The following is a 26963-nucleotide window of genomic DNA, read 5'->3' as shown; positions in this document are numbered from 1 at the left end:
TTATTTAGAGAGGCCTGCCATTTCAAAAGCCAGCGGTTCAAGCGCTTTCATTTGCGCCAGATTTAATGGCGCGAAGTTCCGATCAAGCTGCAGCTCGGCAAATCGCTGAACGCTCAACCCACCATTACGGAATAGCTTGGCCCGCACAGGGCCAATCGCTGCATCCTGAAAGGACGCTGGTTGCTGTTCAAGCCAGTGGTAATAGTCGAGATCTGCACTGACCTGCCCGTTCTGTGAAGCTCTTGTTGCGCCCTGAGCGAACAGCTCGCTGAACTTCGTGATCATCACAAAGGTGGTCCTGCAATTTGGATGAAATGGCGGCCGAGGCCCTGAATTCACTGGAAACCGCCGCTTGTCCAAGCTGCGGCATACCTGACTGGTTTTGCTATCCAGTGTGGCAACCAGCTCGATCTCAGGAACCACGTCGCTGTTCGCATTGGCTGTTTCCATCCGTGCCTGGCTGGCAACGTGCTGGATTGCCGTGCGAACAACTGTCGATGCATTGCGGTCCGTTGTAGCCAGAATGCCGTCGGCGTACTTGAGCGCTGCAGTACCGCGAATCTTCTGAATGATCTGGAAGTTAGTCTGCCCCTCGAAGAAACCTTGGCGAATCGCGCCTGTGATGCGGTTACGTTCGGCAGTCGTCCAGTCCTTGATGAATGGCTTGAGCAGCTTCCCACCGTCAGTACCACGAACACTGAGCGGGTTGCTCAGCACCGCTGTACGGATCGCGGTGGCTGTCGGCACAGCAGCCTCAAAGCTGACACCGACCGGCGCGGCCTTGGTCAGACTGGTCGCCTCGAACTGGGCCTCATAGGTAGTCAGGTCGATCAGGTCCAGCGTGAGCTGATCAGTAAACCGGGTGAAGATGCCCAGCAGCAGGCTGTCCACTTCATCGAGAAGTTTCTCAAGACCCTTGCGGGTGTAGCTGGTCATATCCGACTGGGTCAGGCGATCACGCAACGACCGGTCAATTTCCTTGAGGAACGGTGCAAACTTCTGCACCTCCCCCGCTTTCAGTCGCTCCAGAAAGACCGCATGCCGAATCGTTGCATCAAGCAGCGCTTGGTTGGCGGCCATCGTTCAAGTCCTCATCATCGAGGCCGAGGCCATCGGTCTGTTCGCTGATCTCGTTATCGATCTGCTGATCAGTACGTTCCGGTGCGATCAGACCAAGTTTGCGCAGGTAGCCGCGTAGATCAGCCTTCGCGAACCCGCCGCTTTGCCACAATTGGACCAGAGCGGTGATCATCTGCGGATCAGCCGACAGCTCCACGAACTCTTGATTAACCAGGTAGGCAGTCTTGCCAGTTGCGCCGATGAACTCGCCACACCACATCAACGCCCGGGTGTAGGCCTCGTTGATGTTCGAAACACAGATAGCGAGCACTGACGTCGATGCTGACTGATCACCGCGGGATTCTGTTGCCGTCTTCGCAGCGAGTGAAGCAACGACCATGCGTGCGCCCAGCTCAATCATCATCTGGTTCTTGTCGGCCATGGCCTCTTTAACGAGGGTATTAGGTTGCGGCTGGGCAAAACCGAATGTTTCACCAGCAGGAACAGGGATTGGAGCGCGAGAGCCGACATAGACGCCCTCTTTCCGGGCCATTTCAAGCCATTGATCATCGACACCGCTAATCCACGGTTGCGCCTGCCCACACCAGAAGACGCTGTCTTCATAGTCTGCGCTGTTACGGTAGTGGCCGAGGTTGATCATGGCGATATCGTAGAGTGGTGACTCGTCAATGCTCGGGTCGTTGTTCTGGGCGCCGATGAAGGTGAACGGAATCTCTTTGAGTCGCCCCTTCTTACCGGCCGGCCGGTACTCTTCAACAACCTCAAGAGGGCCACCGCCGCGCACGCCTTTGCGACGCCACACACGGCAGACATAAAGACCGCCGTCTTCGCTGCCACCGTCCCCAAGCGCAAGCTCACGGAACTGCTCAGTACATTTCAGTCCGAAACCATCAGGCTCTTCATGCATCTCTCGCAGCACAACCATGGTCAGGACGTTATGCCCGTCGACCATGCCGGTGCGCCAGTTGATGATGTCCTCAGCTGAATACGTGAGGATGACCGCATGTCCACCGATGCCGCTGTCTTCATGGAAATCGACGAACAGACCATGCCGCCCCGCCTCTAGTACCTTCTCCAGTGAGCCTTGCGACTGCTGGTAGATGCTCACGCCTGCGCCGTTGGCGTTGTCCTGCAAGTATTCGAGATTCTTGGGTACAGTCAGCGTCGGCTCTTTGTGGAAAGCCAGGCCGATCAAACCGTTTCGGGTGTGGCCAGTAGCGTTCTTGAACACAGCACGCTCGCGGTAAGACTTGTTGCGCTCGATGTTCTCTTCCGTTTTATCGTGCCGGTTAATGTACGGCAGCCGGTCGACCACTCGGTGCTGGCCCGCACAGACGTCACGCACGGTCAGCCAGCGGTCCAGCGCCTCAATGTACTCGGGCCGCTTGAAGGAAACGTCGTTGCTCATCGGGCGTATCCCAGTTTTAGAGAGGTGACCGGTTTGATAATCGGGTACTCGCGATGGATAAAGTAACCACCGCCGTCGTTGGCGTGGTCATTGCCTTGTGATTTGTCGGGCTCGCCATTGGCTGCCCAAACCTGTTGTTCCAGGCCGTCGGCGTATGTCGGACACGTAAACGGGTTGACCAGGTAACGACGCTCGCCCTGCGCATTGCAGAACATGGCGTTCATCGCGTTGATGCGGTCCTTCACAGGCGGGTTGGCCGCTGGAGCGATGACCGCGAACCCCGCCTGCTTGAGCATGGCTATGTCCGTCACGCTGGCATTCACCGATTTGCGTGAGTCGCCCGATGCATCCGGATAAATCCTGATTTCGCACGTTTTCTTGAAACTGTTGCCGTCGTGCCCCCAGTAGCGCTCTTTGATGCGCCGGATCATGTCTGGCGTGTCGTAGCCATCCATAAGCTCATCAACAGCCCGAGGCATACCTTTATCGCGCTTAACGTGGGTGATTGCAGCCATCTTGCCGACGTTAAAGTCCATGCCGATGAACAGCGGCTCACCAGGCTGAACGGTGTCAAAGCACTGATTCAGCTTGCGGTCGTATGAGTGGTAGATCGAGCCGGATGTCAGGTTGACGAACTGGCCATTCAGATAAGCCCTGATCAGTTGCTCGGGGTACGACTCCATCAGTGATGGAATGTAGTCATCCGGCAGATTCAGTTCGTTGTCGAACGTGCTGGCCTGAACCAGACCGTACATCTCATTCAGCGACGGCTTGTCGCGAAGCTGCTTAACGAACTGCAGGAAGACAAACTTGAAGCCCTCAGGTGTCGTCGTTACATCTACGCCGTTCTTCAACCCGGGCACGTTGTAACGCATCCGCGCAATGATCTTGCGCCAAGCCTGCTGCGCCTTGATCGCAGTAAGCACGTCCAGCTCGTCCACCAGAGCGTGACCGATCTTGAAACCGACAATCGTCTGCGGCTTCTCCATCGAGCGACAGATCACAGTGCCGCGATACTGGCGGCCGCTGTAGATGTGTACTTCGTGATTCGCTTGGTTGATCTTGGTCTTCAAACCCCAGTCGTAGGCCACTTCATCCATCGTCGGATAGAAAATGTCCCGGATCTGCGGGTACGTCGGCGCAAAATAGCCTGCGTTGACGCCAGGCCACTCCATGAAGTGCCTGCATAGCGCTGAACACCCTACCCACGTCTTGCCTGAGCCAAACCCCGCAACAAACGCCCGGAACTTGTGCTCCATGCGTAGGAATGTCGCCTGCGGAACGTTAAGGCTCGGCATTCGGCTTCCTCGCATCCACAACGTCAACCTGAATGCGGCTTGGAATTACCGGTTCATCACCGGATTCTTCCTTCCGGTGCCGGTTGACGTACATGTCACCGGCTTCTTTCGCTGCCTGCTCCAAGATCTGCATAGCGAGCACGATGTTCTTCATCGTCTCGGCCTTCTCTACAAACCGGTTCATGGCTCGGAGCCGATATGCACGATTGGCGATCGGTATCTCAGCCGTCTGTTCGCGGAATCGCTTGCGGGTGTCGTGAAACAGGGTTGCCCATTTCACTGCGAGGCCCTTTGCTGCGCTCTTTGTTGGATCGTGCGTCTCTACCTGCTGACGACTCACAACCAGGCCGAATTCGTTCTTGACCGCCTCCACAACTTGAGAAGGGGTGTCAAAGCATGCCAACGCCTGAACGATGAAGCTCTTCACCTCATTTTTCAGGGCTGCCATAAATTTTCATCCGTCTAGGGCCTGTCAAGATTCAGGCCGATCTGAGCAGACAGGTTCCGCAGGCCCTCGATATGTTCAATTTGCCTACCTCGGCAGGTTTGTTTGCTGCATCCACCAAGGCCTGAACGTCAGGGCTTGCACCGTAGCGGCGAACCACTCCGACGAACTCTTCAACGTCATGACCGCGCATCTCAAGCTTAGGCAGTCCTTCCTGCGTGAACTTGGGTGCGCCGTACTGATCTTTGGCTTGGGCGATGTGATACAGCTCGTGCTCAACCAGTGCGCAGAAGTCTTCATCCGAGCATTGAGCGCAGTAGTCAGCGGCGAGCGTGATGATGTAAGCCGGGATATCTCCGAACCAGTCGCGCATCTGTTGTTCCATCCGGGCTTTCTGCCAGCCCCCAGCTCGGAACATGACTTGCTCAGCTTGGCCAAGGACAGTGCGGCCCTGTTTGCCGTAACTGGACGATGCCCACATGACCTGGATGTCAGCGTCTATCAGATGGGCATGGTCTTCGTTGTGAATACTGCCGGTGTCGGCGAGTATCTCGGCATGGAGCCATTCCCAAACTTCGAGAGCTGGGGTCAGGCGGATGCCGAAGTCAGACAGGTCAGTTATCTCAAGCAACGATGCGGGAGGCATTGGTCTGTCCACTGTCACACCTTTGTGCTTGAAATAGTGTTGAGCTGCCGGTAATGGTGACGATCAACTAAACGCAAGGAGTCGCATCGTGGGATTAGTAACTGCTGACGTAGACGTCTTCACGTCTGATGGCGAACCATTTCGATTGACGGGCATACCATTCACTTTTAACCCGGGCGAGCGAGCCATTTACACCGGGTCAGACAATACCGGTGGCGTTGTGGTCCGTGCGGGCTGGCTTGGCCTTATGACCCAACCATTCAATGGTTGGCAATCGACACACATCCTCTCAGTAACCGGCAGCAACGGTGATGATCGCGTATTCGAGGTTAAACGTAACTTCAACACTCCAACACAGGACGGTGAGTGGTTATGGTTCCCCGCTATGCCACAGAGAGCTGAAACGTACCGCGATTGACCCATCCGTGTCGCACTCACCTGCGGCACATCTCACCTTCACTCCACTGTGCATTGCGGCCAGATCGAACGGGCAAAGGCCAGAGCCGATGCGTGATCCATGGCCTGACTGAGCAAGATCATGGGAAAGGTGCCATGGCCCGGTGTTGATACGTACCAGTTGCGTTTGGTCATGATCGATTCCTCGCGCCACGAAATTGAGCTATATGAAACCGTGGCGTGCTACGGGCTAACCCGCTCCACCGCCTTGTTGACCTTGTCGGCCGCTTGGCTCGCTGTATCTGCGGCCTGTACCGCGCTGGCAGAAGCTGCCTCAACCTTCCCGGCCGCCTCAGTCGTCTTATCGGCAAGCTTGCCCAGACGTAGGTCGCGCTGGGCGGTTGCTTCGTCGTAGCCCCGGCGCACTTCTGCCACTTGTTTGGTGTACCAGTCGCCGAGGGCCCATTGAGAAACCTGAAAGCCCATCGAGAACGACCCAGCAGCGAGCAGGATCGCAATGACCCAGATCTCGATACGACGCCACCAGCGGCGAGCGATGAATTCCATTGAGCATCTGTCCATCAGTTGATTCCTCCCAACTTGGTTCGCAAGCGCGCGATCTCTTCGCTCTGCGTCGTTACCTTGTCAGTGAGCTGGGCGACCTGACTGGTGAGGGCTTCAATCTTCCCTTCCATCCGGCCGACTGCTGCAGCGAGCTCGTTACGCTCTTTGGCGAATTGGTCAGCGCGGGCCTCCGCCTCTTTGCGGGCCACACGCTCGGAATCGAGCAGTTCGTTGAGTCGGCGGACGGTGCCGATATCGGCGTTATCCATCGCCCGATCTGCTGCATCGCGCGAGAGAAACTTACGTAGCCAAAGGAAACCAGCAAGCAATACGGTGCCAGTACCGCCCAGCCAGGTGACTGTGCCTGGGCCAAGGTCGGTAGGGTCCATCTTTACCTCAAAGTAATAGGACCGCGGGGATGCGGCCAAGGGAGCAACAGGGACGGAAGAGGCCCTCGCTGAACGTCACGATCAGAGGTTCCGAGAGAAGTTGAATCAGATACGGCAGCGCTCCCAACTGGGAGCAGTTGGTAAGTGAGCGGAAACGAAAAAGCCCAGGTTTGTGCCTGGGCTTGCGAGCGGTAAATCGACTGCCTTGGCCGCGTTAGGCACCGCCGTTTTTGCGACCAGTCTGAGCATCTTGATCCGACCCGGGGTTACCCGCTGGCGGATTCCAGTCTTCCGGCTTATCGCCTGCACCCTGCTTCGGCTCGGTGGATGTTTGATCAAGGCCAGAGTCGTGGTCAGCGCCGGTATCAACACCTTTCTCCTCTGGACCTGGATATGCGGCTTTTGGCCCATTGTTCTCGATCGCCATCATGATTCTCCAGATAGGGCGCAGGAGTCTGCGCATTTAATTGGGAGAGCCTTACCGGTGGCTAAGTGCCGAGCGCCCGACGGGCGGAGATCATAAACAGAAAAGCCCAGCGCTATGGCCGGGCTTATCACAAAACGATCGCTAATCAGCTACCCCTGAAACGCAGCAGGTCCACGTGATAGCCAATACAAAACGCTTGCTGCTGAAATCAGAGAAAGAACAAGTGCAGCGAAGCCGGCCGGAGAGTTCAGGGCGTATGTCGCGCTCACTAAAGCGGTCAGACAGGCAGACAGCAACAACGGCGAATAGCACAGCAGCCGCAGCACCACTTTCTTACCGCTACCAGGTGTCGACTGACGCTCCAGTAGCTTTCCAAGCCCAGCAACGCAGAGTGAAAAAGTACCAACTGCCATTAGCATGACGAAATACATTACAACTGGCGGGAGTCCGTAAATATTTGAAGCATCCGCCGGATTATCTCTAAATCCATGAACGGAGTAGCCCAGTGCCGCAAGTGAAACGGGAAATAAGATAAATACAAGGTTTCTGGCTAGCGCTGACATTCCTGAGTCCATGCTCGGTGGTTGAACTCGACAAGGTAGCACGCAACGCTAACACCCCCGAACCACGAAGGGTTTCTGATATTTAATGACACAAAAAAACCCGCTTGAATGGCGGGTTTCTTGGAGCAAGTTGCCGTAGGCAAAATACTCAACGTGGCGAAATGATGCCCTCAGCCGTGCGGGAAGTCAACTGATAGATACGCACTGATATTGATATGGACGAAACGGTACATCAGGCCGCCGCTTTCATCTGATAAATCACCGCTCCGACCGGACTGAGCGCCATTCGATCAAGGTCCTCACAGCATTCAAACGAAAGAGCGATAACCGGTTCCCAGTCCCTAGCCCATGCACATGATTCAATCCTGCATCCATACTCGGCCCACAACCAGCTTCGAAACTTTTCGGCACTCGCCAGCGGATCGTTATTAGCCGACTGACCGCCCTGATGCATGTACTGATAACGGCGCATCACCCCTTTAACCACAAACTCCAGCTTTTCCCGCTTGGTAGCTGTCATTCGCTTGGACTTCGACACGACCATGCCGAATACCAGCTCCTCGGCAGCCTCACGGATGTCGTCGTCACGGTTGGCTGCATACATGTACTCCCCGAATACACGCACTTGCGGGTGGAGCTTGGCGATCGCCGACTGGATGTGACCGGCCAGTGCGCTGTGCATCGCATGGTTTGCTGTGGGGCCGCGCTCCGTTGCCTGTACAACCACACCCAACTGAACGACGTCCGATGATTGCCCGGGCGCAGGGTTGTAGGTGCAGTCATGCCACGCCTGACGTGCTGAGTTGATATTCACGCTGCCTGCCCCTTCTTGAGTTCTCTGGTCTTCGCCCGGTAATCGGCGGTCATCGCTTTCAATTCGTCGACGGTGTATTTCTGGGGCTCATGGGGCCCTTCCAACCAATCCACTTTGTCAGCACCGATCCGTCTCAATAATTCGATTCGATAATTGACGATGTTCCCGGATAGCTGGGTGTTGCACGGTGAGCACTGCTTGTGGCAATTCAGCGGCTCGAAGCGCAGCGCGGGATTGCTCCCCACTGTCCGGTAATGCCCGGCGTCATACTTGCCTTGGTGATGACGACCGCAGCTGACGCATGGAAGATCGGCGTCACGAGCACGCACCCACTCGTTGAATGCCTGCTGCGTGTCGCGCATGTGGTCGCTGCGGGATTTCAGCTTCTCCTTGCGGACCTTGATCTCCTGCCGGTCGCGCTGGGCGATAGCTTTACTTGCGCGGTCTAGATTGGCGGGAGCATCAACGATTGCGCAGGCAGGGCTGCACACCGCTTGGCCTAGTCGCTGCGGGACGAATGAGGCCCCGCACATTTCGACGCGGCACTTCTTCTGCTTGCGCTCTTTGATAGCTACACGCATGGCGCAGCCTCCTTCGGAACAATCACCGCGTAGCAGTATTCGTAGGAGTAAGGCCCGCACACCGAGACAACGGTGTAATCCTTGAAGCCCAGACGGAATGTCTCGCCCACACTAGGCGGAGAGTCTTCAGCCGTTTTGATGATCGCCGTATCGTTGAGTAACCAGGTGGTTATGCACTTGGTGAACGCTTCGGCGAACGTGAATGATTTGGCCTCCCTCATGCAGCCACCTCGCCCAGTAGATCCGAGAACACAACGCCGTGACGGGAGAAGTACGCGACGATGCGGTCGGTGTAGGCGATGCCCTGCGCCCGATTGAACAGACTGGTCACCGGGAAGCCGTCCGGCCCGAACAAATGGCACCCTCCCATCATGTCCAGCTTCGTTTCGTAGTTCAGGTGACGCATGACCCGGTACCAGTCAGCCTGAAAGCCGGCGTCTTCGTTCAGCAGGATCTGCACGCCGATGTGCAATTTGCAGTACTTGCGCGCCTCGGCTGGATCGCCGATCTGGGTCATCTCGGAGATGCGCTTGTACATCGCAAACCAGAGTGCGTTCTGATCCAGTGTGCGGTCCCTGCCTGGGCGCATCGACACAACCACGAAACGCTTGTCGCGGAACATGGTGGTCAGGCTGGTTATTGCCTCGGTCAGTTTGGCCTGGCAGTTGACGCTGATCTTGTCGGTCATCGCGCAGCCCTCTTCAATTCCAAATCCTCGGCCTGCTGCTGAAGCAATGCCAGACGGTCAGCCAAATCATTGGCTGCTTGAATCTTCAATTCGGTCCGGCGCTCAGCGCTCGCTCGGCTCATTTCAGCCATGCTGTCCTTCACTGCCTTGAGCCTTTCCCGGACGTTTGCGCTCGGCCGTGTCACCTGCCCGGTGAGAAGGCCTGCGATGGCCTGGCCGTCTTGGCAGATTGGTACGACGTTGAGGTCGGCCAGATACAACTGCCCGCGCTCCTGAGGAATGCGCTGCATCTGCACAGCCTTGGTGATGGCCTGCACACGGCGGTTCGCGTCAAAGCCGATAGACGCGTGCCAGTTCACCGCCTTGTGATCCTCGCGGGCCTGACTGACCAGACGCTCGTAAGCGCTAATGAACGCCATTCGTGCGCCGATCTTGTCGCCTGCATCGAGCACAGGTTTGGCGGCAGCCAGGGCGAGCTGGATCTCGTCAGTGAGCACTACCGTTTCGAATTCATCGTTGGTGGTCATGGCGATCGCCCATGCTTCGTCCTTGCCCGGACGGCCATCCTCAGCTTCGATACGCTGCAGCACAGCAGCCAGGGTGAAGCGGCCGGTCAGTTCGCGGCGGCACGACTGAAGTGCTTTGCGGATATCGCCGGGCGGATACACCGACAGGTCTTCGGCCATCAGCTCAGCAGCAGTCGCGCTGATCGTTTGCCCAAGAGTTTCGGCAGTGGCGCAGATCGCACCGGCCAGTTCTGCAACCTTGTCAGAGGAAAGCATTGCGCGGCCCTCCCTCACGAATCTTGCGGCCAGCTTCCTGCGCCGCATTCATGTTGGCCTGTGTGTCTTCCTGCTGGCGGGCTGTCCGGCCGTTCATTTGGGTCTGCGTAACCCACTGGGTGTGGTAGCCCTCAGCGTTGGCCAGCAGTTCGTTGAGGCTGTGACATTTGCGGATCAGTTGGGCGTCGTTGATGCCAAGGTAGTACGCAGCCACGCTGTGAGCGACATCGATACCGAGACGGCCAATCAACAGCCCGACCTGCCCTCCCACCTTGGCGTTCCAGACCGGCCACGCCTTGTAGCGCTTGCGGTAGGACATGGCGTAGTTCGCCCAGGTCTTGAAGGTTTTGCAGGACTGATCTTTGGGGCCGGGCATATCGGCGGGGATTTCAACTCGGGGGGCTTCGATGCCGCCAACCAGCACCAAGCCGCTGGACCGGTTCGGCTTGTCCGAGCCGTCCTGCAAATCCTGATTACTGGTTACCTGATTGGTACCCTGATTATTGGTATCCTGATTTGTCGGAGATTTTTCCGACCCTGGCTCGGATTTTTTTCCGACCTTGCTCGGAGATTTTTCCGAGGTAGATCGGATTTTTTTCCGACCATCAATCGCATCTGAGGTCGGATATTTTTCCGACCCATCCAGTTTCCGATTCCACTCTTTCGCCTTCTCAGTGAGACGAATCAAAGTGATGCTTGACGTGCTGGAAAGCTCAATCAAACCTGCGTCTCGCAGGGCTTTCAGAAGTCGGTAAGCGGTGTCAGGCTTATCAGTCAGCAACGGCAATTCGTCAACGATTTTGCTCTTGCTCAACGCGAAGTAGATCCCGGTATCCGTCTTGATTGGATTGGCCCAGCTCGGGCACTCATAGACGAAAGCAAACAGCAGAGCTTGCTGAGCATTCAGCCCCCACTCCAATGCCTTCGCCTGGTTAATCGTGACGGTGTATTGCATGTCAGGCCTTCCCGACCAAATTGGCCAATTCGAGGCTGCGCATTGAAATAGTTCGCGCCACGTTTTCGTGATTCGTAAAATGTGGCGCGGGATTATTGAGGGCCTGTACATCGGTATTAGAGGTATGCATAATCGGCCTCACAGTGTTGTACGAAATACGTAGTTGAAAAAGCCCGGTTGCCGCCGGGCTTTTTTGTGCCTGCAATTCGGGTTTTGCTATTGGGAGCCTTCATCAGCCCCTCCTTTTTCAGGGCCTATTAAGTCCTGCGGCGGGTCACGCCGTGTTGTGGGCAGGTGTCGGATTTTTCCGGCTCCCTTGGGCCTGGTTTTTTCGAAGATCCGCTCTGCTCCAAGCTTTGTGGCGTACTCATCCGGGGTCATACCCGCAGCCTTTGCCAGCCTTTCAAGCTTTTCGTAGAGCTTCCCGTCGATCCCGTGGCAGATCGTGTTTTCGGGCACGTTGGCCTCCTTCAGGGACTTCAGGCCATCTGGTGTTTGTCGTTAACATCCTGCTCAACGATGCTCTCCAGCTTCTCTTCCACGCACATGCGTACGAATACGGCCAATTGCAGTTTGTGGAGCCGTGCCACTGCCTTGAGCGCTTCATAGGTCTCATCGTCGTAGCGGGACTTGATCTCCCGGTCTTTCACGTGGCGCGAATCGTCGTATGCCATCTAAGGCTTCCTTGTGTGGTTGGAATGGGATTAAGCGGCTGATTTTTGAGATGGAAAAGGACGCTGCTCTTGAGCTGATAGCGTGCCGTCTTCGTTGAAGGTGACGACCACGTCGCGACCTACCCTAATGGCTTTGCTCAATGCGCCCTGGGTGCAGCCAAGCATCTGAGCGGCCTTTGTGTGGCCGTGCTCTTTTGCGAAATCTGTAAGCGTGATACGGCGCATGGTGACGCCCTCGAGGTGAATACACGGACTAAGTATGACCGCCGGTATTGTTAACAGTCAATACCGCCGCTATTGGTTAATTGATTACCGCAGGTAATAAGATCGCGGCATGAAAAAAGAAAGCCGAAAGCTACCCCTGACCGAAGAGCAGATTCGTGAAAGCGATCTTCTGAAGGCTATCTATGCGCGCAAGAAGCCGGAGCTTGGGTTTACTCAAGACAAAATCGCTGCGGATCTTGGTGAGGGTGTATCGCAGGGAGCTGTCAGCCACTTCATGAATCGTCGGACCGCGCTGAATATCAAGGCGGCTTCAGTTTTCGCCAAGCACTTGAAGGTCCCAATCGAGGAATTCAGTCCTCGACTCGCCGGTGAGATCAAGAGCTTGACGGATACGCCCTCCCCGTTAGACGGTGAGGTTGATCACGAACAAGATGAAAGCTTCGCGTTCATTCCTCAGTACACCGCCAAGGCAGCGGCAGGCTTCGGCCATGAAAACCCGCACGTAGAGTCAGTAACTACCCTCGCCTTTAAGCGGAAATGGCTTCGCGCGAAAGGGCTGAACTCGAAGCATCTGATTGCAATATCCGCCGACGGCGACAGCATGTATCCGACAATCAACGATCACGACGTCCTGCTGCTCGACACGTCCAAAACTGAACCGGCTGATGGCCAGGTGTTCGTGCTTACAAGCGCTGACAAAGGCGCGATCGTGAAGCGACTGATCAAAACACCACTGGGTGGATGGATCATCCGCAGCGATAACGACGACTGCGATGACTATGCAGACGTCATGCTAACCCGTAGCGAAGTGAATGAGCATCGAATCATCGGTAAGGTGATATGGCGCGGCGGGGATTTGTAGGGTGTCGGCGGTCGACTTAATTCGACCGGAGCCGACAGCGTACGTAGACTAACTGTAAGACTGATGGGGGCTTACCGAAGGGTTTGGGCACATGGAGCGAATAGATTTCAATCAAGGCAGGATCGCCTGGTGCTGCGAAGACAGCGGGATAACGCTGTCAGACCTCGCTGTAGAGACTGGGGTGTCTGAGGCCACTCTTGATAAAGCCGTGTCCGGCGAACGAGGCTTAACTTTTAATCAGCTAAAGAAAATAGCCGACCACTTTGGGCGAGGCGTACTTTTCTTCATGGAGCCCGGGCCGGCGGACCCTGCGAAAGTACACACAGCTGCCTTCAGAAGTATTGCCAATCAAAAACCAGACATTTCGGCCAAACTCAGAATTCTGATCGAGCGCGCAGAGCGCCAACGAGACATTTATCTGAGCCTGAGAAATGAGATCGGCTCGGACGACGAGCTGGAATTTGATCCGCCGCAACTTCCCCGCAACCCTAAAGAGGCGGCCAGCGTTGCCAGGCGCTGGCTTGGCTTGTCGAACGAAAATGATTTCGACCATTATCGGGCGGCTGTTGAGCGCAAGGGTATTTTGGTCTTTCGCAGTAACGGCTATAACGGGCAATGGCAGATAGCGAAAGACAATCCCGTTCTTGGCTTTTCACTTTATGACCATAAATGTCCGTTAATATTAGTGAAAAAACAATACTGGGAAGCTTCGCAAACGTTTACGCTGATGCATGAGTTGGGGCATATTCTGCTGCACAAAATGAGCTCGGTTGATGATGATTCAGATCTTCATCACGGCAGCGGTTCAGAGCGTGAAGCGAATGAATTTGCCGGCCTTGTTTTGGTGCCTGATAGCCACTTAGACACGATCAATGATCGGGGCATGCCTGAGCATGCTGAAGAATACGATGAATGGCTTACGCCATACCGAAGGCGCTGGGGGGTAAGCGGCGAGGTGATTCTACGGCGGCTATTGGATTCGGGAAGGTTGAGCGATGCGCAATACGGCGCATACCGAACTTGGCGGAGCGGCATTAAAGTTCCAGAGCAGGAAAGTGGCGGAAGCCGCGGGTACAGGTATCGTGAGCCGAAACATATTTTCGGAGATGGCTTTGTAAGAGTAGTTCTGGACTCTCTTACAGCCAGGAACATCACGTTAGCCAAGGCAAGTACCTACCTTGATGGGATCAAGGTAAAGGATATACACAACCTTAAGGGATATTATGTGGGCGTTTGATGCTTCTTCGATGATTTACGCCTGGGATAATTATCCCTTCAAACAATTTCCAGGACTTTGGAATTGGTTGGGTAATCAAATATCGCATGGTCTCGTGGCGGTGCCGCTTGTTGCCTACGACGAGATAACTCACAAAACACCAGATTGCGGGCAATGGCTTAGCGAAAGAGGCGTGAATGTTCTTCACCCCAACACAGCGATACTGCAGACCGCTGCGCGGATTAAGTCTTTACTAGGAATCGATGGCGATCATTACGGTGGTGGGGTAGGTGAAAATGACTTGATCATTATCTCCTCGGCGGACTGTAATGGGCTCATTCTTGTGTCCAATGAGAAGATTCAAATATCCCTTCCTAAGCTAATGGCTAATTACAAAATTCCTGCCGTTTGCAATCTAAAAAAACCACCAGTGGTATGCGTTGATTTCCTTGAGTTCATGAAAAGAAGCAATGCTGTTTTTTAGCACGCTCGGCCACTCGCAGGGTTTTCTCATTCTTTCTTTACGCACTTTTCAAACTCAGCCACGTGCCCTGGTCATAGGCACTATCAGGCGTCAGCCCGCTCCCTCATCGCGGGCTTTTTCTTGCTAAAACGCCAGAAGAGTACACCCGTACTCTTTTACCTTGCCTATATGCCTCACATGAAATACTGTCTATGCACACAGTGAAATAGCGGGACAGTACTCTCATGGCGAAAGCGAAGACAGCACAGAAACCACCCTCCTCCTACGAGCTGCTGGGGATGCGCATCCAGCGCGCAATCAACACGTCCAAAGCGCAGACGTCAAAGTCAGCACTGCTGGAGCGGTCCGCAAATGACGACCCAGCCGACTGGGATCGCATCCTGGACGAGATCGCCGAGAACGATGACGTGACCATTGCCCATCGGGACGATGGCCTGATCCAGCTGTTCTGGACCGTGCCGAAAGAAGACTGATTAGACTCCCTCTTTGCCCGCCTTCGTTGCGGGCTTTTTTACGCCCTCGATGAAATATATGACCGGAGGTATTGACCACATGCAATACCGCCGGTATTGTTCATCCATCGCAGCAACACAGCGACAGGGACTGAAAAGGCCCGCCCGCTCTTTAACAACTCAAGAACCTCGCCATCGACTACCCCGGGAATCACCTGGTAAGTGCGAGCAACAAATAGTCGATGCCATGCCAGCTCTGGAACTGGATATCGCGGGAGAACCCGCCGACTCGAAGCCGAGCAAGCGTCAGCAGATCAGGAACACAGGATCAGCCACGCGAGTGAGGCCGAGGGGCGCGCTCAAAGCCGTCTCCCTGAAAGGTCCAGCCAAAAGGACATCTATAGGCGACTTGGAGTGAGCAATAACAGATTTCACTGGCAGCCCTTCTCACGAGGGGCTGACGGGAAATCAACTCTTCGGATTTCACTAAATCGGCATTTAGCTGTTCCATGGGGAAGCTATCAAAATGATATTATTGCCGGTTCGTCTCACAAGGAAATCACATGAAAGGCATATTCTACGTAGCACCGATGATTTGGCTGGTCGCATCTTGGCTTACCCATGTGGTTGTCTGCTTCAAGACTGCAAGCTGGGGGTTCCTGATTGCCGGAGCAATTTTCTTCCCCGTCGCTGCGGTGCATGGAACTGGCATCTGGATTGGTGCATGGTGAAGTTCGCTGTAGTTTTTTGAGAACGTCTGCATAACAAACAGCCCGACCCGCTCGGGCTTTTTTGTGCGTGCGATTTACTGATGCCGATTCTAAGAGGCGGCATTGGAAATCAACGGGAGTCACAGCATGAACAAAGTCCTTCGCATCACCCTGCGCGGCGAGCTGCAGGTATTTACCGATGACGGCCTTGCCATCTGCATCAGCCAAGCCAATCGGCTAAACGCTGAGCGCGGCTATGTCAGCAGCGTGCACGTCGTTAAACAGGAAGACGGTCAACGCATGACCGCTGCCGACTGCAAAGCCGCAGTATGAACAACCAGCGCCACGTCAGCCTGACGTTAACTGCCCGATCCTTGGAACGCCTCAATGCTAACCAGGCTGCATCGGAGTGTGATCTGCAAAGGCGACTCCATACCGGGCGCGTTGTCAGCGCGTTGAGGCCTCGAGCCGGTACTGAATGGGCGTCCTTGCGATGACAAGCGCAGATCACACCCCGATGCGGATGAGTACACACCGCGAAAGCGGCCCCCTGCATCAACGCAACAAAGCAGATGAATGCCCGGGCTGACGGGCGAGTGTAAGACCTGAGGGATCGCGGGAATCGTGGCCGGTAAAGTGAGTAAGCGCCCAGATGGCCACGGCTAGTCCAAGAATAAGCGGCTGAAACCTTCGCCCCGGTGAAACTCCGGTGTCACTAAGGCCGCTAATAGTCATGCCGGGATCAGCTCCGGCCATCTGTTACCCCCATCCCGAATCCACTCGTCAGCCCTCCCCTCGCGCCCACCGGCAATAGCGAGCGGCCGAGGGCTGAGCGAGTGAATTTGATCCAACCAACAGAGGCGACCATGCCCGACTTTGACCTTGAGCGTTATCAGGACAGCGCCCAGGGCCGGGCGTCTGTGCGCAGTCGTGATGAGTGGGGTAACGAAAAGCCTCGCTACGACGAGTTCGCCCACGACTACGACAACCCTATCGACCGCACAGCCCGCCGCGAACGCGAGCTGGATCGTCGGCTGAAGCTGAAAGCAAACATCCAGGCATGCATCGCTCAGATGGAGCTGATATGCCCACCAAAAGGAGGTGCCGCGTGACCAAGTACGAAATTGCGGTCGGCATGATCGACTCGCGGATTCAGAAGCTGATTGAAAACGCCGACGACTACAGCCTGCACTGTGAAACGCAGATGGCGATTGAAATGGCGTATGCACTCAGCGCTATCGAATGCAAAGAGTACACGCGCTACACCCAGTGCCTGATGTTTATCCGCGCTCGATCAAATGAAGAGCTGCTCGCAAGAATGCGGAGGTGCGCATGAGTCAGCCAATTGTGAAGTCGCTGATCGACGAGCAGATCGAAGAGGTCAATGCTCGTGCCCAGCCCGCTCAAGTGCGCGGCACCTTCTCCCCGCCCCGCGGCATGCGTGTCGCCGATCTGCCCTACCCGATCAAAGCGGACTGGTTGAAGCGTCGGCCAATGAAGGGCTGGGGATGACACGCCTGCAGCGCGCCCGTCGCATCTGTATCTGGCGCGGCTCAGCCATCGCCATCACGGGCTCAACCATCTGGATGCTCGCCAGCGCTTACGCCGGGCACATCACCGGCTGATCAAACAACCGTCAAAGACGCAGGCCGCGTAGCGCGCGGTGTTCAGTTTCAAGTCCCCTTTTCAATCAAACAGGCTGCGTATAGCGCGGCAAGGATTTCGTATGTCTGCACAAAACGTTGCACCCGTCATGCATGAGTCGAACCTCCATGTGCTTCCTCATGCCGCAACCAGCACCAGTGCTTTGGTTCTCGACGGCGACAGTCTCGACAAGATGATGCGCCTGGCTGAAGTCATGGCGCTGGGCCGTGCAACGTTGCCGAAGCACTTCAACGGCAATTCGGCAGACTGCCTCGCGGTGGTGATGCAGTCGATGCAATGGAAGATGAATCCCTTCGCTGTCGCCCAGAAAACGCACCTGGTGAATGGCGTGCTCGGCTACGAAGCTCAGTTGGTTAACGCAGTGATCACGACCTGCGCGCCAGTCGTGGATCGCCTTCATTACGAATGGTTTGGTGCCTGGGAAAAGGTGACCGGCAAATTCATTATCAAAACTGGCGACAAAGGCGAATACCGCCAGCCGGGCTGGAAGATGGCCGACGAAGAAGGCCTTGGCGTGAAGGTCTGGGCAACGTTCCGCGGCGAAGATGAGCCCCGCGTTCTGGAGTTACTGCTCGCTCAGGCCCGGACGCGCAACAGCACCCTTTGGGCTGACGATCCGCGCCAGCAACTCGCCTACCTCGCAACCAAACGCTGGTCGCGACTGTACTGCCCTGACGTGATCCTCGGCGTTTACAGCCCTGACGAACTGGAAGAAAGCGCACCGCGGGTGCGTGACGTATCGCCGACACGCGGTGCTGAGCCCGGCGACCTTCCACCCTACCCCGACGAAAAACTGGCCGAGAACCTGCCTAAGTGGCGCTTGGCCGTCGAGGCAGGCAGATCGTCACCTGAACACCTAATCGCAACCGTCAGCAGCAAGTACACGCTTACTGACGAGCAGACCGACGCCATCAATCAACTGAATCCACTCGAAGGTGCCGCAGCATGAAAATCCATAACGTAGCGCAAGGTTCCGCCGAGTGGCTCGCACTTCGCGCCGAGCATTTCACCGCCTCAGAAGCGCCAGCCATGATGGGTGCTTCCAAGTATCAAAGCCGCACCGAACTGCTGACCCTGAAGAAGACCGGTATTGCGCCGGACGTGACGCCGCAGACGCAGCGGATCTTCGATAAGGGGCATGCGACTGAAGCCCTCGCCCGACCTTTGGTAGAGGTCATGATCGGCGAAGAGCTTTACCCGGTCGTGGGCACAAGCGGCAACCTGCTGGCCTCAATGGACGGCGCGACGATGATGGGCGAGACATTGTTCGAGCATAAGCTCTGGAATGAATCGCTGGCTGCCCAAGTGCGCGCTGGAGACCTAGCTCCCCATTACTACTGGCAGCTCGAGCAACAGTTGCTTGTGAGCGGCGCAGAGCGCGTCATCTTCGTTTGCTCGGACGGCACGGAGCAGAACTTCGTCTCAATGGAGTACCGACCGGTGCCGGGCCGAGCTGCGCAACTGGTCGATGGCTGGAAACAGTTCGAACAGGACTTGGCCAGCTTTGAACTGGCAAACACACCATCGATAGTTGTCGGTAAAGCACCAGACGAACTGCCTGCGTTGAAAATCGAACTGACAGGCATGGTTACCGCCAGCAACCTCAAAGTGTTCGAAGAGTCGGCTCTCGCCGTCATCGACTCGGTGAAAACCACACTGGAAACCGATCAAGACTTCGCGGACGCAAAAAAAGCTGTGAAGTGGTGCGGCGATGTCGAAGAGGCTGTGACCGCGGCGAAAAAGCAGGCGCTGTCACAAACCGCGACCATTGCCGAACTCTTCTCATCGCTGGATCGAATCAGCGGCCATGCCAGGGAAACCCGGCTTAAGGTAGACAAGTTGGTCAAGGCCCAAGAACTGCTGGTCAAAACCAGCATTAAGCAGAAAGCCGAGCTTGCCTTGGCTGATCACATCGCCGCAATCAACAAGACTCTGGGGCGGGTGACTCTGCCAGTTACGCCGGTCGATTTCGCGGGCGCAATGAAGAACAAGCGCACCATCGCGAGCCTGCAGGACGCTGTAGACACTGAGCTTTCACGGGCAAAGATCGATGCAAGTCAGCGCGCCGACAGCATCCGCTTAAATCTGACCAGCCTTGCCGAACACGCATCTGACTACAACTTTCTGTTCAACGACATCCAGCAACTGGTGCTGAAAGCTAATGACGACCTGGTCGCCCTGATCAAGGTCCGCATTAACGAACACAAGCTGGCTGAGCAAAAGAAAGAGGAAGACCAGCGCGAGCGAATCCGCCAAGAAGAGAAGAAACGTCTTGACGATGAGGAGGCTCAGCGCCAAGCAGCCGCTCAGCGAGCTCAGCCAGCGGTGGCTACCAAGCCAGCACCGGTGGTTGAAAAGTCGCCGCCAGTTGCACGAGTAAGCGCGGTTCCATCCGCCAAGGTTCAGCCCAAGCCTACGCGCCTCGAAGCACGTGTAACTGACTTGGAGGCACTGGTAAAAGCCGTGGCCGCTGGGCAAGCCCCTATTTCGGTCCTCACGGTCAACTGGCAGAACCTCGACGACCTTGTCGAGTCGCAAGGCTCGGAATTCAAAATGCCGGGGGTAACCCTGGAGCAGGTGGCAGCGTGACAGACAACTTCATTCTTGCCGCCAACCAGCGGCAATCTCAACTGGAGGCGGCGAAAGCTGCCTTCTTTGCATCTGGTGGTCAGATGCAGATCGGCCCGGGCGTTCCGGATCATCCACTTCCCCCAATCCGAAAGAGCACCATCGATCCTGAGACGGTGCTCAAGCGGAAGAAGCCAGGGCTCAGCCGCACTGAGCGAGGCACGCTGCGCAAGATGGCGGCCTCGATATGAAACGGCGCAAAGCGAATAACTGCTTTGCACGCGCCGAGCGCAGTTGCCGCGCCCTGGTCAACACAAACCATGTCGCCGTCGTGAACATCGATCCGAGTGGCCTGCAGATCATGGTGAACTGGAAGAGCCACAAGCAGATCCGCAGTCTGGCGATCGCGAACGCGCTCTTCGACTTCTCCTACCGCTGGACGATCTACATCAGCGCCATGTGTCGGGACGACCGCGGCGTTGAGTATGTGAAGTCAGTAGAGATATCGCCCGAGGGCATCTACAAGGTCGAGAGCCTGACGGATGCGATCGAGCACTATTACTTGGAGCTGCGCGATAGCTGCAATCAGAGCCACTTGGTGGCATCGGGTTGGATTGCTGTACCTGCTCAGGTTTTACTGGACGAGGCGCGGGCGGCAAGTCTGTTCTACACGGCCGGGGCCTGGCACCAGGTGAAAGCAGCATGAAGCGGATTAAATCTCGCGTCCGGCACGGCCTGCGTCAGCAGCATATACATCTGCCGCCAAGCGGTTTGAAGGAGTCAGGTTATGGCTATGGATCAGAACCAGCGGAACGAGAAGCTCGCCGCCAAGCGAGCCAAATTCGCCGAGAAGGAACTGCGCCACAGGGTTCGGCCTGGCATTGAGGAGGCCCTGAAAAGGCTCAGGGCTCGCGCCGACGATATCGAAACCAGTGAGCTTCTGCAGGTCGCCATCCTGAAGATGGACTTGATGGGTGATGAGGATCTTTCGCAGTTTCTGAAATATCCGCGCCACGAAATCATAGTCAGCGAATCCGTGGCGCGTGAGATTTACGATCACGGCGTCAGATGCATCTCGAACAACCCTGATCAGGATGAAGATGACGAAATCGAAAGGCCAGCCTAGTCGTCAGGGCTGGTCATTGCATCTCTTTTGCACGATTCCACTCGGTTTTCAGAATTTGCTGAGCTAATTCGACAATTCTTCCGCAGGTCAGGTAAGCATCGCTTCCTGGAGAGTTGGCAAGTTCTAAAGCCTTGAGTGCTTCGGCGTTTAGGCGCTGAAAGGCTGGTTCGCTCGGATTGGAAAGGAGATGTATTTTCGCGTTTAGTGAAAAGGCAGCCATCAATAGCTTTCTCTTCTCTGCTTCCCACGACTCTTTCAAACCCGCGGCGGCCGCTTGATCGTGCTCTTTTACGGCCTGAATGAATTTCCCGTGAGTCTCAGCACCAGTCGCGTGAGCCTGCATCGCACTAATTGTGGCTATAAACTCAGCGCACGTCTCGCGCAGTTCGTTGATCCAAGCTTGACGGCTCTCCTTGAGCGCCACGGCTTTCGCGAGTGTCATCTGGCTACGCGCGGTGCGCTTGAATGTATATATCGAAACCCAGGCACCTACCAGTACCGCGACTGCAGTAAGCGCGAAACCGAACACGACCGTCCAGTCTGTACCGGTATCCACTATTGCTCGTATCTCCGGGACTCGGTTCAACGTTACTACCATATTTTCTATCGTCAATTTCTGCTCCTAGCAGGATGTCTTTCTAAACGACAGATAGCCTACCCAAGACAAAGTAACCACTGTCTCGCAACCGGTTACGGATGAGGAGGCGCCGAATCGCGAGCATAAAAAAGGGCTGAACAAGTCAGCCCTTCATATTTGTGGCGCGGGGCCCGGTTTCCCGGTGGCTATCTATCAAGCAAAACGATTCGTCCGCCAATACTTCTCTGCTATTGCATGGTCCCGCAGCACAGCCCCAGCACAGGTCAACATTGGTAGTACTGCCATAAACATCCCCCAATAAGCATTGTCATTAATGAAAACAAACAAGGTTACGAGGCCAGACAGAACAGATAACACATCGATGGACTTCACGTTGAAAACCGCTTGCATCGACTCGGTTGGGCCAAGTGTTGGCCACATCCATTGATGCTAACACTGCCCATTCAAAAATAGCAATCCGCCATCATTATTTTTTAGTATCGCACCCGTTAAGACGGGCGCGCCATATGCACGGAGATTGACATGAGCGATTACTTCTACAAATCCACAGCGCCCTCAGTTCTGGCCGCCGTCCAGGCGTGGGACGCGAAACGCGCTGACTTCGATGCAAAGCGCATGAAACTAAAGGATGTCTTCGGCGGCCATGGATCGCCGATGTCCTCGGGCAACGATAGCTATGTCGGTGGCGTGAAGATCAGCGACAGCCGCGAGTTGGATGTCTACTGGCGTCGGCCGGATGACTACGGGTACCGAGCTTTGCGTAACGCGGCCAAGCCAGAGAAAGGCGCATCCAAAGAGGCCCGCTCGGCATACAAGGTTGAGCACGCCCGCCTCGCCGCTATGTGGGAAGAACACTGCCCACCACGCATCAGCAAGGACGATGTGTGGAAGTTGCTCGGGGTCGACTGGGGGAGCGTGTGGCTCAGTGGCGGTGTGTTCTTCGAGCACGAAGGTATCGTGTATCTGCACCTTGGCTTTCAGCTCAAACCGGACGGCGAATCAATCGAGGGCGCAGAAGAGATCCTTTCAAGCGAACTTCAGGCAGCACGGCAAGCAGTGTTGGAAATGCGCAAAGCTGCTTAATCCACATCCCCCTCTACCAGGTCGCGGCAGTAAAGCAGCTCCAACACCGCGCCGGACGGGCAGATGTCGAACCACCCCAGATGCTCCTCGTCCACCAGGTTGCTCACCGCCTCCTCGACCAGCACGTCTATGTCGATACCCATGCTCGCCGCTGTAGAGAACACAGCTAGCAGCGCCTGCTTCAACTGGTACACGCGTATGTCTTCCATCTCGATGCCCTCCTGGGTTGAGATATGAGCTTAGAACGGCAGTGCGCTGCGCATTAAACCTAATGGCTATAACGGTTATTCCGGAGCGGCGTCGGTCTCACACCTAACAGGTCACCTCCCCGAATCACACCGCACTGTGGGAGATTACACATATGAGTATTTTTCACGCTGGACATAACTAAGTCAGCACCAACGAACGATTTAGCCTTTGGAAAGGAACTATTCGCGGAACGATGTACTGCAATGATTATCCGAGTATAGACACTCCCTCTATACCGAGAGCAAGTCACATCAACCACTGCATAACTGCAGTGGCCGAGTGCTGCGGTTGTCAGGCAGAATATCGTTTAACGCTTCGCCTTTGACCGACTAGGCTTGGAAGCCAAGCCAAAGCGAGCGCCATGCTCTTTTTGTTCGGTGATCAGATAGTCGCGGAACGCTGGGTGTATTTCCCATAAAATTTGTTGAAGATCATTCCATCGGGCTTTGGTCACGAGCCCAGGTTCCTCATGGGGGAACACGAAACGATATCCCTCTTTCTGGCGAGAGTCAGAAACTCGGGGGTAAAAGACACCTGCTTGAAATAGAAGCGACCAAAGCGATAATACATCTTCTTCACGTGACGGCTTAAGCGCGACTCCATTAATCACAACCGTGAAACCGCTTTGCATTTGGATCAAGTGTGTCCTGACCGCCTCGGTATCGGCTAAAAAAGACCCATGTTTGTAGTCGATTTTATGGAGCGAACGTATAACGTGAATCAATTGGGGACACTCAGCCTCGTACTCACCGGCCACAAGCTCAGCTCGCTCCTTAGAATAAATAGGCATCACAGCTGACAAAATATCATCATCAATTTTTTTAGCGTCGTCTTTGAGCGCAACCTTTACCATCATGTTCACCAGTTGCACTGCATCCCTTGGTCTTTCACGCGATCGAGATCTAATTAGATCAGGCCAGCTACTTCGCTTTTCACTGAAAGGCATTCTGGGCATGTCGCCTTCAAAAAAAAGTGAGTAGTTCGCGTCTATTGTTTCGTGCCCAGCGCGCTTGGCAGCCAATATAAGTCGTTTTTCGATTATGCTTTGTACGTGCTCTAGCGAGGGGTTTACCTGATAGACTAGTGGGCGAAAATGGTCTATCTGATCTCTTTGCCCGGACCCTTCTTTCTCAAGAGCTCGCCAAACCTCATCTCGCAGGGTGATGACACAGCGGATCCTATCGTTATTCAAAGTAAGCTCTCGGGCTGCTAAAATGCATGCCCAAATGCGATTAAGATGATTCTTTGTTCCCGGATTTGCCACTTGATCAGTATCATCGATTAGAATATAAAAAGCTTCTTTCGATGTATCGATATTAGATTTCACTAACCTCTCAAGCCGCTTACAGCTAGTGATTGTAGCTGAGGGCAGTAACGACGAAAAATCGTAACCAGTGAACGGCTTTGAAAATCCATTAAGAACACGGACGAATTTCGACACAAAGTCGGGTTTGACTACGCCGGAGGCAATAGCCGACTCCAATAGCTCGGCATTTTCTCCGGTAACCATTAAAGGTAATTGCTTAGCAATCTCTTCGGATACCGCCTTCATAATGGCATTGTAAGCTATACGCGTCAGTTCTCCGGAGGACGCATTATCGCCCATCGCCGATAACTCTAGGTTTAGAGGTTTGATCAGGAGACCTGGTAGACCTGCATCCTTGAGAAATCGGAGTGTGAAATCAAGAATTGCACTCTTGCCAGAGCCTTTCTTCCCAACAAGGAGCCTAGGACTGCCAATTGGAGGAGCGATGATATCCGCATATTCATGCGTCTGTACAAACGCCTCTTGCAAAATGTACTTCTCACCCTCCGCGGTTCCTGTAGGGACGTAGTACTGCAACGACATCATCAAGTCTTCAATGCTCGGCGTGTCAGCTCTCACAATCCAGCTCCTGTAATTTCCGGCTCCATGCCGGTTCCCCGTAATACCTCAACTCAATCCAAATAGCCACTATGTCGTATCCGAACACGGAGGGCGGCGCATGCATGGAGATCGACCATGGATTACGAACTGCACCTGGGCGACTGCCTGGAGGTGATGCGCGGACTGCCCGCAAACTCGGTTGATAGCGTTATAACGGACCCGCCCTACGGTATCCGATTCATGGGCAAAAGCTGGGATGGCCAAGACATCGAGGACCGCGCTAACTACCGGGCAAGCATGCCGTCACACGCAGGGGCTTGCGGGCCGAATGGCGGTCACCGCTCGATCGCGGCGGAGGCTGGTAAATATGACCTGACGCCAGCGGGCATGCGCGCCTTTCAAGCCTTCACATTTGAATGGGCCACCGAAGCGCTGCGAGTGCTCAAGCCTGGCGGGCACCTGCTTTCTTTCGCCGCAGCACGCACCTACCACCACATGGCGGTGGGCATCGAAATGGCGGGGTTTGAGATCCGCGACCAGATCATGTGGGTTTTCGGCTCCGGCTTTCCGAAGTCGCACAACCTGAAAGGCGATCGCGCAGGCTGGGGCACCGCACTCAAGCCAGCACATGAGCCGATCTGCATGGCGCGCAAGCCGTTCCCCGGCACTGCCGCTGCCAACGTGGCCGAGCACGGAACCGGCGCAATTAACATCGATGCATGCCGCATTCACGCGGATGACGCCAAGGGCGGCGAGTACTCCCAAAAGCGAATGGCACCGGGTCATGTGGTAAACGCGACAGGATCTTACAAGCAGGATGTCCAGTTCGTTGGAGTCATGAAGCCAGGGCGATGGCCAGCGAACCTAATCCACGACGGAAGCGACGTGGTTGTCGCCATGTTCCCAGCCGAGGCGGGAGCAGCAGCGCCAGTTAAAGGAACAGAGAGCAGTTCGCCGGACAAGTACACGTATGGCGAGTACTCCCGCGTCGAGGGGGCATTTCACGGCGATACAGGCAGCGCCGCCCGCTTCTACTACTGCGCCAAGACCAGTCGGGCAGATCGCCACGAAGGCCTTATCGATCCCGGCCCACAGTTCAAACAGGGCACCACACTTCGAAAGGTCGAAACCACTGACACAAAGGGCAACAACCACCCCACGGTAAAGCCCACGGAACTGATGGCCTACCTGCTCCGGCTCGTCACTCCACCAGGTGGCAAAGCGCTTGACCCCTTCATGGGTTCGGGCAGTACCGGCAAGGCAGCAGTACTCGAGGGTTTCGACTTCATCGGGATCGAGCAGGACGCCGCGTACATGGCGATCGCCACTGCACGAATCGCCTACGCCAAAGCAAAGAGTCAGCGCCAGCAGCAAGAGCAGCACTTGCAAGAACAGCAGCTCAGCCTTTTTAGCGCTTAGCGTCCCCCCCACGTCTACGATTTAAACACACACGTAAGCTGGTCGAGCTTAGCTGTATAGCTCAATATTAAATCAATACCTGGGTTGGTTTTTTCGAGACGGAGTACCAGTAATCTCCTCCATCATAATCCAATGTAAGTGTAAATAACTGCATACCCTGTCGGCCGCTCCCGCGGTTGTAGTACACGGAGACATTGATTTCTGACCCCATCTCGTAATCCAAATAGAACTCCCTGCTCTCGCCCTTAATAAGCGGTTCTAGAGCAACTTTACACTCTCTTTCCCCAGCGCTCGCTTGTACCGTGATCGCCTCACAATACTGTCCATCATTGGTCAGTTTGAAACGCTCAAGCATTTCGCCTTCCCCGCCAACTTCTCCAACGTAAGTCAGCGACAAAAGAGGTTCTAGAGACTGCTCGTGATTTTGGAGGCTGCGATTCTGTGCCTCCACTAGATAAGTCTGCTGGTTCACAGACTCCTTTAGTTCTTTAGCTTGCAGAAGTAAAGCCTGGGTACCCTGACGAAGCTCTACTCCTTGTTGAAAGAAGCCTAGTACCAGCCAGAGAATCGCAAGCGGGCCAAACGCACCGGCCAGAAAATCACCAACCTCGTTCAACTCCATGACCTTTAGACAATGGATGCGGTCACCGACTAACCACCAGATACACAGGAGATAGGCAGTGGTCGCAATCACCCCTACCCAAGCCAAAACTTTTGCCATTACAAAAC

At 55.2% G+C, this 26963-nt stretch carries 40 protein-coding genes; 17 read left to right on the top strand and 23 right to left on the bottom strand.

What is annotated here, in order from left to right:
- The 5 genes from K3169_RS14095 to K3169_RS14075 are packed head-to-tail and all read right to left on the bottom strand — an operon-like array spanning position 1 to position 4889.
- Positions 1-1080: a phage head morphogenesis protein gene (locus tag K3169_RS14095; RefSeq protein ID WP_263272037.1), complete on the bottom strand. Its 1080-nt coding sequence runs from the start codon at positions 1078-1080 to the stop codon at positions 1-3.
- The gene (locus K3169_RS14090; protein WP_263272035.1) at positions 1055-2488 is read right to left on the bottom strand and encodes a DUF4055 domain-containing protein; all 1434 of its coding nucleotides are present in this window, start codon (positions 2486-2488) and stop codon (positions 1055-1057) included. Before K3169_RS14090 ends, K3169_RS14095 begins: the two co-directional genes overlap by 26 nt.
- Entirely contained in the window at positions 2485-3786 is a 1302-nt protein-coding gene (locus K3169_RS14085) for a terminase large subunit (RefSeq protein ID WP_263272033.1), read from the bottom strand. Before K3169_RS14085 ends, K3169_RS14090 begins: the two co-directional genes overlap by 4 nt.
- A complete protein-coding gene (locus K3169_RS14080) occupies positions 3773-4234 on the bottom strand; it encodes a DUF2280 domain-containing protein (protein WP_263272031.1) in 462 nt (153 codons plus the stop codon). The genes K3169_RS14085 and K3169_RS14080 overlap by 14 nt, the downstream gene beginning before the upstream one ends.
- A 31-nt stretch (positions 4235-4265) precedes the next feature.
- Entirely contained in the window at positions 4266-4889 is a 624-nt protein-coding gene (locus tag K3169_RS14075; protein ID WP_263272029.1) for a putative metallopeptidase, read from the bottom strand.
- Positions 4890-4965: 76 nt separating this feature from the next.
- On the opposite strand from K3169_RS14075, the gene K3169_RS14070 reads away from it, so the two are divergent.
- Positions 4966-5295, top strand: coding sequence for a hypothetical protein (locus K3169_RS14070; protein WP_263272027.1), 330 nt, complete (start codon positions 4966-4968; stop codon positions 5293-5295).
- A gap of 38 nt (positions 5296-5333) precedes the next feature.
- On the opposite strand, the gene K3169_RS14065 is transcribed toward K3169_RS14070, so the two are convergent.
- The 14 genes from K3169_RS14065 to K3169_RS14000 form a co-directional block, all read right to left on the bottom strand.
- Complete coding sequence (locus K3169_RS14065; protein WP_263272025.1) at positions 5334-5468, bottom strand: hypothetical protein; 135 nt, start codon at positions 5466-5468, stop codon at positions 5334-5336.
- Between the two features lie 48 nt (positions 5469-5516).
- Positions 5517-5855, bottom strand: coding sequence for a hypothetical protein (locus K3169_RS14060; protein ID WP_099268884.1), 339 nt, complete (start codon positions 5853-5855; stop codon positions 5517-5519).
- Positions 5855-6226 carry a chemotaxis protein gene (locus K3169_RS14055; protein ID WP_099268883.1) on the bottom strand — a complete coding sequence of 124 codons (372 nt, stop codon included), beginning with the start codon at positions 6224-6226 and terminating at the stop codon, positions 5855-5857. The genes K3169_RS14060 and K3169_RS14055 overlap by 1 nt, the downstream gene beginning before the upstream one ends.
- 214 nt (positions 6227-6440) lie before the next feature.
- Positions 6441-6653: a hypothetical protein gene (locus K3169_RS14050; protein WP_263272024.1), complete on the bottom strand. Its 213-nt coding sequence runs from the start codon at positions 6651-6653 to the stop codon at positions 6441-6443.
- 149 nt (positions 6654-6802) lie between these two features.
- Positions 6803-7216 (bottom strand): hypothetical protein, encoded by a 414-nt coding sequence (locus K3169_RS14045; protein ID WP_263272023.1) that lies wholly within the window; start codon positions 7214-7216, stop codon positions 6803-6805.
- Positions 7217-7448: 232 nt separating this feature from the next.
- Positions 7449-8030 carry a hypothetical protein gene (locus K3169_RS14040; RefSeq protein ID WP_263272022.1) on the bottom strand — a complete coding sequence of 194 codons (582 nt, stop codon included), beginning with the start codon at positions 8028-8030 and terminating at the stop codon, positions 7449-7451.
- Entirely contained in the window at positions 8027-8611 is a 585-nt protein-coding gene (locus K3169_RS14035) for a recombination protein NinG (RefSeq protein ID WP_263272021.1), read from the bottom strand. The genes K3169_RS14040 and K3169_RS14035 overlap by 4 nt, the downstream gene beginning before the upstream one ends.
- The gene (locus K3169_RS14030) at positions 8602-8832 is read right to left on the bottom strand and encodes a hypothetical protein (RefSeq protein WP_263272020.1); all 231 of its coding nucleotides are present in this window, start codon (positions 8830-8832) and stop codon (positions 8602-8604) included. Before K3169_RS14030 ends, K3169_RS14035 begins: the two co-directional genes overlap by 10 nt.
- Positions 8829-9299, bottom strand: coding sequence for a hypothetical protein (locus K3169_RS14025; RefSeq protein ID WP_263272019.1), 471 nt, complete (start codon positions 9297-9299; stop codon positions 8829-8831). Before K3169_RS14025 ends, K3169_RS14030 begins: the two co-directional genes overlap by 4 nt.
- Positions 9296-10081 (bottom strand): hypothetical protein, encoded by a 786-nt coding sequence (locus K3169_RS14020; protein WP_263272018.1) that lies wholly within the window; start codon positions 10079-10081, stop codon positions 9296-9298. The genes K3169_RS14025 and K3169_RS14020 overlap by 4 nt, the downstream gene beginning before the upstream one ends.
- A complete protein-coding gene (locus tag K3169_RS14015; protein WP_231670880.1) occupies positions 10068-11036 on the bottom strand; it encodes a phage replication protein in 969 nt (322 codons plus the stop codon). Before K3169_RS14015 ends, K3169_RS14020 begins: the two co-directional genes overlap by 14 nt.
- 216 nt (positions 11037-11252) lie before the next feature.
- Positions 11253-11495, bottom strand: a complete 243-nt coding sequence (locus K3169_RS14010; RefSeq protein ID WP_263272017.1) for a hypothetical protein — start codon at positions 11493-11495, stop codon at positions 11253-11255.
- A gap of 20 nt (positions 11496-11515) precedes the next feature.
- Positions 11516-11710 carry a hypothetical protein gene (locus tag K3169_RS14005; protein WP_263272016.1) on the bottom strand — a complete coding sequence of 65 codons (195 nt, stop codon included), beginning with the start codon at positions 11708-11710 and terminating at the stop codon, positions 11516-11518.
- A gap of 30 nt (positions 11711-11740) precedes the next feature.
- A complete protein-coding gene (locus tag K3169_RS14000) occupies positions 11741-11935 on the bottom strand; it encodes a Cro/CI family transcriptional regulator (protein WP_263272015.1) in 195 nt (64 codons plus the stop codon).
- 109 nt (positions 11936-12044) lie between these two features.
- On the opposite strand from K3169_RS14000, the gene K3169_RS13995 reads away from it, so the two are divergent.
- From K3169_RS13995 to K3169_RS13930, 14 genes are all read left to right on the top strand, one after another.
- On the top strand, positions 12045-12797 hold the full coding sequence (locus K3169_RS13995) for a S24 family peptidase (protein ID WP_263272014.1): 753 nt from the start codon (positions 12045-12047) through the stop codon (positions 12795-12797).
- Between the two features lie 91 nt (positions 12798-12888).
- Positions 12889-14034, top strand: coding sequence for an ImmA/IrrE family metallo-endopeptidase (locus K3169_RS13990; protein ID WP_263272012.1), 1146 nt, complete (start codon positions 12889-12891; stop codon positions 14032-14034).
- Complete coding sequence (locus tag K3169_RS13985; protein WP_263272010.1) at positions 14021-14497, top strand: DUF4411 family protein; 477 nt, start codon at positions 14021-14023, stop codon at positions 14495-14497. Before K3169_RS13990 ends, K3169_RS13985 begins: the two co-directional genes overlap by 14 nt.
- A 224-nt stretch (positions 14498-14721) precedes the next feature.
- Positions 14722-14970: a DUF1654 domain-containing protein gene (locus K3169_RS13980; protein ID WP_263272008.1), complete on the top strand. Its 249-nt coding sequence runs from the start codon at positions 14722-14724 to the stop codon at positions 14968-14970.
- A gap of 542 nt (positions 14971-15512) precedes the next feature.
- Positions 15513-15680 carry a hypothetical protein gene (locus K3169_RS13975; protein ID WP_263272006.1) on the top strand — a complete coding sequence of 56 codons (168 nt, stop codon included), beginning with the start codon at positions 15513-15515 and terminating at the stop codon, positions 15678-15680.
- A 126-nt stretch (positions 15681-15806) separates the two neighbouring features.
- Positions 15807-15992: a hypothetical protein gene (locus K3169_RS13970; protein ID WP_263272004.1), complete on the top strand. Its 186-nt coding sequence runs from the start codon at positions 15807-15809 to the stop codon at positions 15990-15992.
- Positions 15993-16525: 533 nt separating this feature from the next.
- Positions 16526-16771, top strand: coding sequence for a hypothetical protein (locus tag K3169_RS13965; RefSeq protein ID WP_263272002.1), 246 nt, complete (start codon positions 16526-16528; stop codon positions 16769-16771).
- Positions 16768-16995, top strand: a complete 228-nt coding sequence (locus K3169_RS13960; protein ID WP_263272000.1) for a hypothetical protein — start codon at positions 16768-16770, stop codon at positions 16993-16995. Before K3169_RS13965 ends, K3169_RS13960 begins: the two co-directional genes overlap by 4 nt.
- Positions 16992-17171, top strand: a complete 180-nt coding sequence (locus K3169_RS13955; RefSeq protein WP_263271998.1) for a hypothetical protein — start codon at positions 16992-16994, stop codon at positions 17169-17171. Before K3169_RS13960 ends, K3169_RS13955 begins: the two co-directional genes overlap by 4 nt.
- Before the next feature lie 214 nt (positions 17172-17385).
- The gene (gene recT, locus K3169_RS13950) at positions 17386-18273 is read left to right on the top strand and encodes a recombinase RecT (protein WP_263271996.1); all 888 of its coding nucleotides are present in this window, start codon (positions 17386-17388) and stop codon (positions 18271-18273) included.
- A complete protein-coding gene (locus K3169_RS13945; protein ID WP_263271995.1) occupies positions 18270-19913 on the top strand; it encodes a YqaJ viral recombinase family protein in 1644 nt (547 codons plus the stop codon). Before recT ends, K3169_RS13945 begins: the two co-directional genes overlap by 4 nt.
- Positions 19910-20143, top strand: coding sequence for a hypothetical protein (locus K3169_RS13940; RefSeq protein WP_263271993.1), 234 nt, complete (start codon positions 19910-19912; stop codon positions 20141-20143). Before K3169_RS13945 ends, K3169_RS13940 begins: the two co-directional genes overlap by 4 nt.
- Positions 20140-20598, top strand: a complete 459-nt coding sequence (locus K3169_RS13935; RefSeq protein ID WP_263271991.1) for a hypothetical protein — start codon at positions 20140-20142, stop codon at positions 20596-20598. Before K3169_RS13940 ends, K3169_RS13935 begins: the two co-directional genes overlap by 4 nt.
- Before the next feature lie 81 nt (positions 20599-20679).
- Positions 20680-21018, top strand: coding sequence for a hypothetical protein (locus K3169_RS13930; RefSeq protein WP_263271989.1), 339 nt, complete (start codon positions 20680-20682; stop codon positions 21016-21018).
- 13 nt (positions 21019-21031) lie between these two features.
- Here the strand turns inward: K3169_RS13930 and K3169_RS13925 are convergent, their stop codons facing one another.
- A complete protein-coding gene (locus K3169_RS13925) occupies positions 21032-21574 on the bottom strand; it encodes a hypothetical protein (RefSeq protein WP_263271987.1) in 543 nt (180 codons plus the stop codon).
- Between the two features lie 564 nt (positions 21575-22138).
- Here K3169_RS13925 and K3169_RS13920 point away from each other — a divergent pair.
- Positions 22139-22699 carry a hypothetical protein gene (locus K3169_RS13920; RefSeq protein WP_263271985.1) on the top strand — a complete coding sequence of 187 codons (561 nt, stop codon included), beginning with the start codon at positions 22139-22141 and terminating at the stop codon, positions 22697-22699.
- Here the strand turns inward: K3169_RS13920 and K3169_RS13915 are convergent.
- Positions 22696-22908, bottom strand: coding sequence for a hypothetical protein (locus tag K3169_RS13915; protein ID WP_263271984.1), 213 nt, complete (start codon positions 22906-22908; stop codon positions 22696-22698). The two genes, K3169_RS13920 and K3169_RS13915, sit on opposite strands and share 4 nt — an antisense overlap.
- Before the next feature lie 347 nt (positions 22909-23255).
- Positions 23256-24833 carry a P-loop ATPase, Sll1717 family gene (locus K3169_RS13910; protein WP_263271982.1) on the bottom strand — a complete coding sequence of 526 codons (1578 nt, stop codon included), beginning with the start codon at positions 24831-24833 and terminating at the stop codon, positions 23256-23258.
- 117 nt (positions 24834-24950) lie between these two features.
- Here K3169_RS13910 and K3169_RS13905 point away from each other — a divergent pair, with 117 nt between their 5' ends.
- On the top strand, positions 24951-26234 hold the full coding sequence (locus tag K3169_RS13905; RefSeq protein WP_263271980.1) for a DNA-methyltransferase: 1284 nt from the start codon (positions 24951-24953) through the stop codon (positions 26232-26234).
- 67 nt (positions 26235-26301) lie between these two features.
- Here the strand turns inward: K3169_RS13905 and K3169_RS13900 are convergent, their stop codons facing one another.
- Positions 26302-26955: a hypothetical protein gene (locus K3169_RS13900; RefSeq protein WP_263271979.1), complete on the bottom strand. Its 654-nt coding sequence runs from the start codon at positions 26953-26955 to the stop codon at positions 26302-26304.
- Positions 26956-26963: the final 8 nt, after the last annotated feature.

This window comes from Pseudomonas phytophila (genome assembly GCF_025643095.1).
Classification (GTDB): Bacteria; Pseudomonadota; Gammaproteobacteria; order Pseudomonadales; family Pseudomonadaceae; genus Aquipseudomonas; species Aquipseudomonas quasicaspiana.
The sequence above is the reverse complement of the archived record's forward strand: the minus strand, read 5'-3'. Positions and strand labels throughout refer to the sequence as shown.